The sequence below is a fragment of the Vibrio inusitatus genome (assembly GCA_024346935.1).
Classification (GTDB): domain Bacteria; phylum Pseudomonadota; class Gammaproteobacteria; order Enterobacterales; family Vibrionaceae; genus Vibrio; species Vibrio inusitatus.
Genome location: AP024878.1, coordinates 1,859,498 through 1,872,742, shown reverse-complemented (window position 1 = coordinate 1,872,742; position 13,245 = coordinate 1,859,498). Strand labels below are relative to the sequence as shown.

9 protein-coding genes are annotated in these 13,245 nt (G+C 43.5%); 7 read left to right on the top strand and 2 right to left on the bottom strand.

Features of this window, described 5'->3' with window-relative positions:
• Positions 1 to 192: 192 nt before the first annotated feature.
• The gene (locus OCU48_RS08600; protein WP_167496152.1) at positions 193 to 858 is read right to left on the bottom strand and encodes a glutathione S-transferase; all 666 of its coding nucleotides are present in this window, start codon (positions 856 to 858) and stop codon (positions 193 to 195) included.
• A gap of 364 nt (positions 859 to 1,222) precedes the next feature.
• Here OCU48_RS08600 and OCU48_RS08595 point away from each other — a divergent pair, with 364 nt between their 5' ends.
• The 4 genes from OCU48_RS08595 to OCU48_RS08580 all read left to right on the top strand — a co-directional run bounded on the left by OCU48_RS08595 (position 1,223) and on the right by OCU48_RS08580 (position 7,437).
• Positions 1,223 to 2,791, top strand: a complete 1,569-nt coding sequence (locus tag OCU48_RS08595) for an ABC-F family ATP-binding cassette domain-containing protein (protein ID WP_141344189.1) — start codon at positions 1,223 to 1,225, stop codon at positions 2,789 to 2,791.
• 409 nt (positions 2,792 to 3,200) lie between these two features.
• Positions 3,201 to 4,292, top strand: coding sequence for a NapC/NirT family cytochrome c (locus OCU48_RS08590; RefSeq protein WP_141344188.1), 1,092 nt, complete (start codon positions 3,201 to 3,203; stop codon positions 4,290 to 4,292).
• Between the two features lie 13 nt (positions 4,293 to 4,305).
• Positions 4,306 to 6,756, top strand: coding sequence for a molybdopterin guanine dinucleotide-containing S/N-oxide reductase (locus OCU48_RS08585; RefSeq protein ID WP_141344187.1), 2,451 nt, complete (start codon positions 4,306 to 4,308; stop codon positions 6,754 to 6,756).
• Positions 6,757 to 6,897: 141 nt separating this feature from the next.
• A complete protein-coding gene (locus tag OCU48_RS08580; RefSeq protein WP_141344186.1) occupies positions 6,898 to 7,437 on the top strand; it encodes an isochorismatase family protein in 540 nt (179 codons plus the stop codon).
• 96 nt (positions 7,438 to 7,533) lie between these two features.
• On the opposite strand, the gene OCU48_RS08575 is transcribed toward OCU48_RS08580, so the two are convergent.
• Positions 7,534 to 8,019 (bottom strand): VOC family protein, encoded by a 486-nt coding sequence (locus OCU48_RS08575; protein ID WP_141344185.1) that lies wholly within the window; start codon positions 8,017 to 8,019, stop codon positions 7,534 to 7,536.
• A gap of 254 nt (positions 8,020 to 8,273) precedes the next feature.
• Here OCU48_RS08575 and mrcB point away from each other — a divergent pair, with 254 nt between their 5' ends.
• The 3 genes from mrcB (at position 8,274) to OCU48_RS08560 (ending at position 13,203) form a co-directional block, all read left to right on the top strand.
• Positions 8,274 to 10,553 (top strand): penicillin-binding protein 1B, encoded by a 2,280-nt coding sequence (gene mrcB, locus OCU48_RS08570; RefSeq protein WP_141344184.1) that lies wholly within the window; start codon positions 8,274 to 8,276, stop codon positions 10,551 to 10,553.
• 214 nt (positions 10,554 to 10,767) lie between these two features.
• Positions 10,768 to 11,178 (top strand): hypothetical protein, encoded by a 411-nt coding sequence (locus tag OCU48_RS08565; protein WP_141344183.1) that lies wholly within the window; start codon positions 10,768 to 10,770, stop codon positions 11,176 to 11,178.
• Positions 11,179 to 11,295: 117 nt separating this feature from the next.
• Complete coding sequence (locus OCU48_RS08560) at positions 11,296 to 13,203, top strand: BCCT family transporter (protein ID WP_141344182.1); 1,908 nt, start codon at positions 11,296 to 11,298, stop codon at positions 13,201 to 13,203.
• The last annotated feature ends 42 nt before the right edge of the window (positions 13,204 to 13,245 follow it).

Genomic DNA, 13,245 nt, shown 5'->3' with positions numbered 1-13,245 from the left:
GTGAGTTATTGATTTTCCTTTGGAGAGGGATTCATTTGCTTAGTGTAACTATTGAGAATATTTTTCGTTTTTTTGCGTGCTTTATTGAAAGTAATACCCATTGCTTTTTAGCTAATTCTAGTTGGGATAATATCGCCTTACTTGTTAGCCAATTTCAAGTGCTGAATGACATTGCCAATGTATGTTTGTCTATTATTCAAAATAACAGTCTTTTCGATCGTCGAGCCAGAGTTCGTGGTGTCGCATGACCTTAGAAAAGAAAGTACTTTGTAGATAACTATCTAGCCATTGTCGTAGATTAGGGTAGGGGTTCTGTCGAAAGCGTTGTTTTTCAACTTTGGCGAATTTTCGTATAAAAGGCAACAACGCAATATCCACTAGACTTTCATTTTCTGAAAACAAATAGTTGTGCTTGTTCAGCCTTTCCTCAAGTGAATTTAAATAGTCTTCACAAGCCTGACGGCATTGAGGAAGGTTGTCGTTGTGATAGCGTTTAGCACAGCTATACGCGTTAAATAAAGGAATGAAACAGTCTTCAAACTCGGCAATGAAAGCCATCATCAAAGGTAATGTATGAGGGGTTGCGTGGTGCAATAAATTATCAGGATCATCTAGCGTTAAAGCCCACACCATTATCTCTAAGCTTTCCTCTAAGACGACTATTTGGTCTGTCTCGTTATTTGATAGAACCAATACCGGTACACTGCCTTTAGGGGAGGCGAGTAGCATCTCTTCAGGCTTGTTGTCGAGCTTAATTGCTCGAATGAGAACCCTCTGGTTAGCTTTAATAAGGGCGCTTCTAGCTCTCATAGCATAGGGGCAGTGTTGCAATGAATAGAGTATTGGTATTTTTTTCATATGTTTAAGCTTAGTAAGTAAATTCCTCAAGCTACCTTTGGTGGTAACCTTTTGGCTTTGTTTTGAATGCAGAGGAAATTCTCCAGCAAGAGAACTTGACTAACTATTCGCCAGTTCGTTATTATTGCCGCTTCATTTCTTTCGGAGCTTACGCCAATATGAATAACTAAACCTGTCATCCATTTCTCATTTTATTTTTGGATTTACAGGGTTAGTAGGCGTAGCTCACTTATCGATATTTCGTTGCATCAGACTTTATTCCGTCTCTTAGCGCTTTGCGTGTGTTGGCATCGATCTCATCTCAAAACTGCATTTATTATTGCACTTGCTACGGCTGTTGTCCCTGTCATACAGGAGGCAAATTATGCCAGTATTACAGGCTTACGATATTAGCCATCAATTTGATAACGGCGATATACCGTTTCAGCACATCTCTTGCTCTATGAACCAGCGCCGAGTTGGATTAGTCGGTCGAAATGGCGTCGGAAAATCGTTGTTTGCTTCTATATTAAGTGGTGAGGTAGTGCCATCTGATGGCAATATTATCTTACCCTCTTCATTAGCAGTTTATCGCCAGCAACCTTCAGAGTTACTGCTGAGTGGCAGCACTATCGCGCAATTTTTGGGTAAAGATAAAGTGCTTGAAGCACTTGGCAAGATTGAAGCAGGTGATAGCTCAGAGCACTGGTTCGAACTTGCTGCAGATCAGTGGGATCTTGCTATTCGACTGCAGAGCCAGTTGCAAGAGATAGGTTTGCCCCCTCGGGCGGATGCACTTTGCTCTGATCTCAGTGGAGGGCAACTGGCGCGATTACAGCTTTGGCAATTGTTTGAGCAAGATGTTGAGCTGCTCATTCTCGACGAACCCTCAAATCACCTCGATGCAAATGCCAAACAATGGTTGATTGAATCTATGCGCTCTTTTAATGGGGCTATTCTACTCATTAGTCACGACCGTGAATTGCTTCGTGAAATGGAGGAAATCTGGGAGCTATCTGGCCTAGGTCTTACCGTGTTTGGTGGTAATTATGACCACTATGCTGAGCAAAAACGCACGGAGTTAAAGGCTGTAGAGCGTCATCTAGCGAACGTGCACAAGCAAACTAAGCGTCTAGAGGAACAAGCGCAGCGCAATAGAGAGAAGGCAGAACAACGCGCGGCGCAAGGCAATAAACAGCGTAAAGAGGGGAGTCAGTCAAAGATCTTGCTAGATGCGAAAAAGGATCAAGCAAGCGCACGAGCCTCAAGTCGCAGTAAGAATGAGCAGCTAAGGCAAGCTCACTTGCACGATAAAACACAAACATTGAAATTGAGAAAAGAGCAACTGGAGAGTCAAAGGTTATACCTTGCCGATAGACAAAGTGGCTCACGGAAGGTGATTTCGCTGCTTGATGGAATACTGCCATTTGGTTGTGAAAAGCCTATTACACTGCAGATTTGTGCAGATGATAAGGTTCATCTCATGGGGGGGAATGGAAGTGGTAAGTCGACATTATTGAAGACATTGCTTGGTGATTTAGCACTTAAACAAGGAGAGCTGCAGATTAATACGCCTGTGTATTATCTCGACCAGCACTTTGGTGGTATTGATGTCGAACTTTCTATATTTGACAACTTAATGCAGCAATGTGCGGGTATGCAGGAAAGCGATGCTAGAACCTTACTGGCAGGTATTGGGTTTCGCCGTGATAGCGTATTTCGCTTGGGCAAGTTGCTTAGTGGTGGTGAGAAGATGAAGCTTGCTATGCTGATTGTGAGTCACCAACCAACGCAACCGTTGCTCTTACTTGATGAGCCTGATAACCACCTAGATCTTGATTCCAAGGTGATGCTAGCTACCGCACTACAGGGTTATAACGGAGGGTTTATTTTGGTCAGTCATGACCAAGACTTCTCTAAAGAGTCTGGGATAACTCGGCAGATCCGCCTTTAAGAAACGATAAATATAAGTTTATCTGATGGTGAGCCAGCGAGAACAACGCTGGCTCACTTATATATCATAGGTGTCACTATTTCATGCTTCCAAACACAATTAAAATGGTTTAACGCAATCGACTTCATCCCAAGAAATTGTTCTAGGTTATCAATACTTTAACTGCTAAATATTCTTACCAAATAACATCTTTAATTCACATTCTTATTTTCATTTCTTTGATACAACGTAATTCACCTACTAGAGTTGTGGGAATTACGTGCCCTACTGCTAAATAGAACGTTTATTTGGTGATTAGAGGTCAAAGTGGCGCTCATACACTTAGTTGTAGAAATATTCACTCATGCCGATGGTTTAGTTTCGGTCTTTTAGAATGTGCAAAAAGTACCGCTAAACAAAGGAAACTACTATGAAGAAACGTTATATCGCTTTGATTGCACTAATCGGTGTCGGTATTGGTTGGCTGAGCCTAGGTGGTACAGCTGCAATACTGCACTATACCTCTAGCACTGAATTTTGTGTGTCCTGCCATACAATGGAAAAACCTTTTTTAGAGTACCAAGGCTCTGTGCATTTTAGTAACCCCAAAGGGATTCGCGCAGAATGTGCTGACTGCCATATCCCTGAAGAACCATTGGATTACTTGATTACTAAAATTCGTGCCTCGAAAGACGTTTACCACGAGTTTGTTACTGGCAAAATTGATACCGAAGAAAAGTATGAGCAACATCGTTTAGGCATGGCTGAAATGGTGTGGGAACAGATGCGTGAAAACGATTCAGCGACCTGTCGTTCTTGTCATAGCTGGGAAGCAATGGAAACCTATGACCAATCTGCAAGTGCGCAAGATATGCACGCTTATGCACAAACAAGTGGTGAAACTTGTATTGATTGTCACAAAGGGGTTGCTCATTTCCCGCCACAAATGGAGCTCGATACTTCAGAGTTTGATCATCTATTTGACCTAGCTAAAAATACTCAGCCAAGCGCTGAAAATGTTTATCCGATTGAAAGAATTCAAATGGGTGAGCTTGCGACTATTAACCCAACGGTTAAATTGGCAACTGTTGAGAGTGATGGTGACAAGCGCACTGTTAAAGTCTCTGGCTATCAAATGAAAGGTGCTGAGACGGTCATTTATATGGGTGAAGGGCAACGTGCAATTCTGGCGACACTAACAGATCAAGGCATTGGGGCTCTTAAACTGGGTGAACCTAAAACAGATGCATACGGCAATGAGTGGCGCAGTGCTGAGCTTACGGGCTCCATTGAGGCTCCTGTGCTGGATTCTGCAGAACCACTTTGGGCATACGCCGAACAGTTAGACAATGTTTATTGTGCAACCTGTCACGCCAAGATTGCACCACATCACTTTACTGTTAACTCATGGGGACCCGTTGCTAAGAGCATGGGAGACAGAACTGATATTTCTGAATTAAACCTTGAGATCTTAACTAAATTCTTCCAAAACCACGCTAAAGACGTGGCAAATCATGAATAAGGACGATGTGACTATGACTAATATTTCTCGTCGCGGTTTTTTGAAAGGTGCAGGTGCCTCTGCAGGTGCGCTGGCAATTTCATCGATTGCCCCGTTGCCTGTTAGCGCAGCGACTGGTCGTTCTGACGCATTGATTCTAACCGCCAGTCGAATGGGACCATTATTGTGTGAAGTAAAAGATGGTCAGTTGGTTTCCACCAAAAGTGGCTTAGCTCAGACTGTTCCAAATAGTTTGCAGCTTACAGGACCATCACAGGTGCATACCAAAGCACGTGTTAAATACCCAATGGTTCGTAAAGGCTACCTAGAAAGTCCGAATAATCCGAAGGGCGTTCGTGGTCGTGATGAATTTGTACAGGTATCTTGGGATAATGCTTACAAGTTAATTCATGAACAACACATGCGTATTCGCAAGCAGTATGGACCAGCATCCGTTTTTGCGGGCTCTTACGGCTGGCGATCAAGTGGCATTTTGCATAAAGCACAGACTTTGTTGCAACGTTACATGAGTATGGCTGGGGGTTACTCTGGTCACCTAGGTGATTACTCTACTGGGGCTGCTCAGGTGATCATGCCTCACGTTGTTGGCTCTATCGAAGTGTATGAACAACAAACTACTTACCCTGTGATTTTAGAAAGTAGTGAAGTTGTGGTGCTTTGGGGGCTTAACCCTCTTAACACTCTTAAAATTGCTTGGTCTTCTACTGATGGACAAGGGCTCGAGTTCTTTCATCAACTGAAAAAGTCGGGCAAAACTATCATTATTATTGACCCAATGCGCTCAGAAACGGCTGAGTTCTTTGGTGATGCGGCTCAATGGATTGCTCCTAACCCTCAATCTGATGTTGCATTGATGATGGGCGTGGCATATCAACTGATAGCCAATAAACAACACGATACCGAGTTCCTTGATAAATACACCGTAGGCTTTGATAAGTTCGAAGCGTATTTGATGGGCAAAGAGGACGGCGTCAAGAAAACACCGCAGTGGGCTGCTGAAATCAGTGGTGTATCGGTGAAACAGATTGAGCTACTGGCTAAAATCTTTAAAGAAAACCGCACCATGCTTATGGGTGGCTGGGGAATGCAGCGTCAACAATATGGTGAGCAGCGCCATTGGATGCTTACTACATTAGCCTCAATGCTAGGGCAAGTAGGTTTACCTGGTGGAGGCTTTGGTTATTCTTATCATTACTCGAATGGGGGTAACCCGACGCGCGATGCAGGCGTACTACCTGCAATATCACCTACATTAGGCGGGGCATCTGCTGGTGGTAATGACTGGGCTGTTCAGGGCTCGGTGACTGCATTTCCTGTAGCTCGCATTGTCGAGTGTCTCGAGCGTCCTGGAGCTCAGTATCAACATAATGGTCATACACTTACATTCCCAGAAGTGAAGATGATTTGGTGGGCAGGTGGTGCCAACTTTACTCATCACCAAGACACCAATCGTTTGATTAAGGCATGGCAAAAGCCCGAATTAATCGTTATCTCTGAACCGTATTGGACGGCTGCGGCTAAACATGCAGATATTGTTCTGCCAATTACGACATCGTTTGAGCGTAATGATTTAACCATGACCGGAGACTATTCAAATCAGCACTTGGTTCCTATGAAGCAAGCAGTTGCGCCACAGTTTGAGGCTCGTAGTGACCTAGATGTCTTCTCTGATATGGCTGAATATCTAAGACCAGGCGGTAAAAATGTCTATATGGACAATAAAACAGAAATGGAGTGGTTGCGTGACTTCTATAAATCGGCTCAGCAAGGTGGACGTAATGCCCGTGTACCTATGATGAACTTCTCCAAATTCTGGGAAGCGAATGAGTTGATAGAGATGAAATGGAATGAGAAAAATGCACAATTTGTTCGTTTTGGTGATTTTCGCGAAGATCCGGTGATGAACCCATTGGGTACACCAAGCGGCAAGATAGAGATTTTCTCTAAAACCATTGAGGGCTACAAATTAGAAGATTGTCCTCCCCATCCAACATGGATAGAGCCTACTGAATGGGCAGCCAACTATAAACAGGGTGAGTTGCAGTTAATGACTTCGCACGCGGCGCATCGTCTGCATAGCCAGTTTAATTACGCTGACATTCGTAAGGAGTATGCGATACAAAATCGCGAACCTATTACTATTCACCCAGAAGATGCGAAAGCCAGAGGGATAAGTGATGGCGATCTTGTTCGTGCCTTCAATGACCGAGGACAGGTGCTTGTAGGTGCTCATGTTTCCGATGGAATTAAACAGGGTAGTGTGTGCATACACGAGGGCGCATGGCCTGATCTAGATCCTAAAACCGGTATGTGTAAAAACGGTGGGCCGAATGTGCTAACTATGGATATTCCAACCTCTCGTCTTGCTAATGGTAACTGCGGTAATTCTGGGGTGGTGAAAATTGAAAAGTTTGTCGGTGAAGCGCCAACGCTAACGGCATTTACACCACCTAAGAATGGGTAATTCAGCTCTAAAGTAGAGTGCTAGTAATGATAGAGGCAGCAGGAAATGTTGCCTCTTTTTTATTGGCTCTTACATTTACCTAAAGGAACGATTTTCCGTAGTGGTAGTTAATAGGATTGGCAATCTAAGCAGAGGGTGCGCATGCTAAAAAAGGACAATACAGGGCTTATCGTCGTTGATGTTCAGGGGAAACTAGCTCGGCTGGTACATGATAGTGAAGCTTTGATTTCTCATTGCATGAAGTTAATCAAAGGTGCGCAGATATTAGGTTTACCCATAATAGTCTTAGAGCAAAATGCTAAGAAGTTAGGCCCTACTGTGGATGAAATTGCGTCACTTATTGATGACCTAAAGCCCATAGAAAAGTGTACTTTTAATGGCTGTGGATCAATTCGCTTTATGGATGCAATTAAAGCTAATAACGTAACGACATGGTTGGTTTGCGGTGTTGAAGCGCATATTTGTGTGTATCAAACAGCAACAGGGTTGGCAGGGCTTGGTTATAACGTTGAACTAGTTGGTGATTGCGTGTCTTCCCGCACTCTAGAGAATAAGCAATTAGGGATAGCTCGGACAAAAGAGAGTGGTATTACAATTACAGGGTTAGAGATGTGTTTGTATGAACTCGTTGGTGATTGTAGAGCGTCAGAGTTTAAGGCAATCTTGGACCTGATTCGTTAGTTGCGCCCCTTCACAGTCGAGTTACGTCAGTATTCATTAGACATGCAAAAAGGATTGGCCGAAGCCAATCCTTTAATATTCAACTTATGCTTTAGATTAAGAGTAATCAGACGCGTAAGTTTCTTCATAAGTGTGTGAGTAAAGCTCAAACAAGTTACCAAACGGGTCTTCTAGGTACACCATTTTTTGAGGCTTGTTATCGTCTTCTGGGTGGTAGCGCATGATGTCCATACGCACCTTACCGCCGTACTGTTCTGTGCGAGCGATAGCGCCTGCAAAGTCATCAGTTTGTAGACAGAAGTGGAAGATGCCTAGGCGAGAGAAGTCAACTTCGTGACGCTCTTGACGCTCTTTCATTTCAAACATCTCAACGCCGATACCATCTGAAGTCACTAGATGCGCGATGTTAAAGCCTTTAAAGCCTTCGCCGAATACAGCGATACACATACGACCGATAGCGGTTTCGCGCTCTTCAATAACTTTAGTGTTGTTCATAACGATTTTTAGGCCTAGCGCTTTGGTGTAAAATTCAACCGCTTTGTCCATATCGCCAACCATGATACCTACGTGATTCATTTTCATAATCTGCTCCAATCTCTTAGTAATTAGTTTCGTGTTTTGCGTCGATGGAGAGAGTATATGGAGAAACTGTAATTAATTAAAATTATCAAAAATTATGCTTATGATAACGTTTCATTTGAGGTGTTTTTCTGCGATGAGTTGCTGATCGTTAAAAGTAATAAATAAAGCGAAACAGAGGGTTTTAACTCCATTCTGACATTCCTTTTTGTAGGGTAAGTATGTTGCGCCGAGACTGAAATCGATAGCATAGAAACATGACCAACACTGCCTCCAACAAGGATAGAAAGCGCTTGTCACCCAAAAAACTTATTGGGTGTGTTTTATTTTTAATAGTAATCAGCTGGGGGATATTTCACTACAGCGTTTCTTCAATGGTAGAGCAACGCTTTTCTGGTCCCTTATTTGAATTACCGACTGTGGTCTATGCTCGACCAATGACTCTCAATATTGACTTGGCGATGAAACACAAAGAAGTCGTCGATGAACTCAAAACCCTTAACTATCAATTAGTGAAGAAGCCGACACACAGTGGTGAATATAGTGTTGCAGGGAATAGCATTACTCTGGTGCGCCGTCCATTTGAATTCGCTGATGGTTTTCGCGATCTGCAACGGGTGAAGCTGACGTTTAGTCGTTCACATATTCAATCGATGATTGATGTTGATAGCGGTATGGGATTAGGTGTGTTTCAACTTGAACCTAAGATGATGGGTTTAATAGGGGAGGATGGTAATCAACATCGACTCTATCAATCTTGGAAAGATATGCCTGAAGGTGTGGTGAAAGCACTACTTTTAACAGAGGATAGGGCGTTTTTCGAGCATGATGGTATCTCAGTCACAGCCATAGCTAGGGCATTTTTTACTAACATTAAAGCGGGACGAACCGTGCAAGGTGGTAGCACTTTGACTCAACAATTGACTAAGAATCTGTTTCTTAGCAGTGAGCGCAGTTGGAGTCGAAAAATACGAGAAGCCTATATGGCAGTGCTTATAGATTCTCGTTATACCAAAGATGATATTCTTGACGGCTATGTGAATCAGATTTACCTAGGTCAACAAGGGCGAGATGCGATTCATGGCTTTGAATTAGGTGCCCAGTTTTATTTCAATCGACCTCTACAGGAACTAAGAATAGATCAGCAAGCCTTGCTGGTGGCTTTGATAAAAGGCCCTTCTTATTATAACCCGTGGCGGTTCCCTGAGCGCGCTAAAGCAAGGCGTGATACCGTGCTTAAGTTATTGGCTGATGACGGACATTTAGAGCAAAGTGAATATGAAGCTGCGATTGTACGGGAGCTTGATATTCAAGTGCGCGGTCATATTACCTTAAGTCGCCCAGCTTATTTTGATCACGTTTCCTACGAATTAGAAGCGCGGCTACCCAGTCACAACATTAAAGGCTCACGTATATTCACGACCCTTGACCCAGTATCTCAAGCAAAAGCCGAAAGCAGTCTTTTATCAACACTGCCAGCATTAGATGCTAAAGCGGGTGTCGAATTGGAGGCGGCGTTTATTAGTCTGGATTACAGTGACGGGGCGATTCGCGCGATCGTAGGTAATCGTAATCCTAGTTTTGCAGGTTTTAACTATGTGCGCCACGGTAAACGACAGGTGGGCTCAGTGATAAAACCTGCAGTAACTATGGCAGCACTCCGCACTCCCGAGAAATATAACCTCGCCAGTGTTCTAGAAGATAAGCCACTTACCATTACGCAATCCAACGGAGATAAATGGCAACCTCGCAATTACAGCCGAGAATTTTGGGGAGAAGTGTCCCTGTACTCTTCTCTTGCTCACTCCCTTAATGTTCCCATCGTTAACCTAGGTGTAGACTTGGGATTGGAGAATGTAGCTGATTTTATTAACCAGCTGGGTGGGCTGGATAGTGAGGTGACGCCTCTTCCGTCCATGTTGCTTGGGGCTTTTGAGATGACGCCGCTCGAGGTAGGAGCGCTATATCAACCTATCGCAAACCACGGTAAGCGGCAACAGACGTATCTTATTAACACGGTCGTTGATGCAAAGAGCAAGTTATTGTATCAGCACGAACTTACTCCAGTGCAGGTTACAGCTGAGCAAGCTGCGGATTTGACGGTGGCAGCAATGCAGGGCGTTGTCCAAGAAGGTACGGCTAAATCTTTGGGTTCTTTAGGCACTCAGTATCAGCTTGCAGGGAAAACAGGAACCACTAATAACAACCGAGATAGTTGGTATGTGGGCGTCGATGGGCGTGAGCTCGTCACTATTTGGCTTGGAAGAGGGGATAATGGCAATACAAAGCTTACCGGTGCAACAGGGGCGTTGTCGGTATATCAACATTACATCACACAGCGTGGCGCGATAAAAATTAGCCCTCATTTTTCTGATGATGTAGAGATGGTTAATTTTAGCCGCCGAGGGAAAGGTAAGTTGTCGGCAAGTTGCGGTCGTGGCTCAGTCAGTTTGCCTATATGGGGCGCCAGTCAATATACTTCTTCTGGATGTGTTGGGGATGAAATAACAAACTTTTTCAAGAACTTGTTTAACTAGCTCTGATATCTATAGCTTTTAAAAAAACGAAGTAAAGAAGCGATGTTTGACCGAAGTAATGTCATGCACCATATCAAAAGTGAATAGTTGTTATTGTGTAAAATAATTCTCATGAATACCAAGGTTGCCCTATAGTTATCTTTAAATCAGAGACCATTTACTTACTGTGATTGGTACAAGCATTCTCGTTAAATTAATGTAGAGGTATGAATAAATGAAAGTTGTATCAATAGTGACTTATCTTTTTAGCTTGGTGTTTATTGCTGGTGAAACCCTACGCCGAGGAATAGGATATTTTTCTATCAATGCTACTACTATGATTGAAGATTATGTGTGCGGGGTATTATTACTTGTGGCTGCACTCTTGTGGTCAAAGAGAAGCAAGAATGCCTACAAGTTTATGGTTGGTGCATGGGGGTATGCCGCAGGCGGAATGCTTGTCCCTTTTTTTGCTCACTTAGAGGCTTACCTGCGCGGCGTACAAATTCGCTCAGACCACCCTGTAGATGATTTAAATTCGGTGATTCTAAAGGGGGTAGTCTGGAGTGTCTGTGTCATTTGTTTTATCGTGACGCTTAAGACAAAGCAACACCTTAACTTTAATGAGAAAAATGTACCTGCCTAATCCTAGCCTTTGTGTTTAAGCTCAATCAAGAGACTTAATCGTCACGACAAATAGCCTGAATTGTTAAAAATCAAAGGGCAAGAGACTATGCCCTTTGATTTTATTAGGGTATTTGCAATGCAAAAGTCGTTCTCTCTTATCGATAAGCCAACTTTCTTTGGCGCTTTATTTTTACTGTTGAGTGTGGTTGTTCCTCTCATACTGTTTCCTGTTCAAGGTGCGGACTGGATAGCGTGTGCCAAGTCATTTATGACAGATAAGCTTGGTGTTTTATACCTTGCGCTTGGTATAGCCGCTATGTGCTTTATGATCTACACCATCTTTAGTGATCTTGGGCAGATAAAACTCGGGGACGCTGATGAGTTGCCCGAATTTAGCAATGCGTCTTGGGCTGCAATGCTATTTTGCGGTGGTATTGGTGCTAGCATTCTATATTGGGGCTGTATTGAATGGGCTTATTACTATCAAACGCCTCCTTTTCAACTTCAAGCAGGAAGCGAAGAAGCTATACGCTGGGCGGCTACTTATGGTCTTTTTCACTGGGGACCCATTGCATGGTCTATCTATCTTATTCCTGCTCTGCCGATTGCCTACTTCTACTACGTTCGCAAGCAACCAGTATTAAAGATTTCTAGCGCTTTGATGCCAGTATTAGGCGAAAAGCGAGCTAATGGCAGTATCGGTAAGTTCATCGATGTGTTGTTTATCTTTGGCATGCTCGGCGGTGCTGCCACAACTTTAGGTTTAGCTGCACCGCTTATTAATGGTGGTTTACATCATATCTTTGGTATTCCTAATAATACGCTAAGCCAGGTAGCTGTTTTACTTTTGTGTACCGCTATTTTTGGTTACTCAGCTTACGCAGGACTGGAGAAAGGCATTAAGTTTTTGAGCAACATTAATTTCTGGGGTGCAATGGGACTACTTCTGTTTGTGTTAGTCGCAGGGCCTACTGTGTTCATCTTGGAAACAGGCTTAGATTCTATTGGTCGAATGCTATCGAACTTCTTTATGATGGCTTCTTGGGCGGAACCTTTTGGTGGTTATGGTGAATTTACTGACACTCACTTTCCGCAAGACTGGACTATTTTCTACTGGGCTTGGTGGTTAGTGTTTGCGCCTTGCATGGGGTTGTTCATTGCACGCATCTCTCGCGGCAGAACGATCAAGCAAATGGTAGTAGGTTCTATTTTTTATGGTTCTTTGGGCTGCTTCCTATTCTTTATCGTTCTGGGTAACTATGGATTATCTTTGCAGCTTACTGGTGAGCTTGATGTGGTCAGTATCCTCAATGATTCAGGTGCTCCAGCGGCGATCTTTGCAACTTTAGACACTTTACCCATGGGTACCATGGTTATTGGGGTTTTTACGTTGCTGTGCATCGTCTTTACTGCTACCTCATTTGATTCTATCTCTTATATCCTAGCGTCTGTGGTGCAAAATAATGTGACTGAAGAGCCAATGCGTTGGAACCGTTTGTTTTGGGCTTTTACTTTGTCATTCCTACCGACTGTGTTGATGTTTATGGGCGGTTTATCGACCCTGCAAACTGCCGCCATTGTCGGTGGTCTACCACTATTGGCTATCTCTGTTATGTTAATGGTTTCTTTTGTACGCGCAGCGACACTAGATATCAGACATCAGCCAGAGTATGAAGAACCCACTATCAATATCGAAGATCTTCCCGAAATTGATCCATGGTCAGCAGAAGGTATGGCACTGGCCCAATTTGAGCGCTTCAAAGATTTAGCTCAACAAGCGGCAGAAGGAGAACGTGAGGCGATGACTAGCTTGATGAGTATGCGCAAGCAGATTCGTGCTTATGCATTGGAGCATCACAGCAATGCTCATTGTGCAGCAAACTCTCTACCTCTAGAGATGCAAGCTGAATTGCAGCGACTGATGGACGACCTGGTAGCGGCAAAAGAGAAGAAGCTAGCCATGTCAGAGCAAGCTCAAGAATCAAGGATGACGTTTAATGCGATCATCTCGGAAGATATATCTGCAAATATGGCAACTTCCTAGGCACTGTGCAGATGTTAGAAAGCCGAGTCATAAGACTCGGCT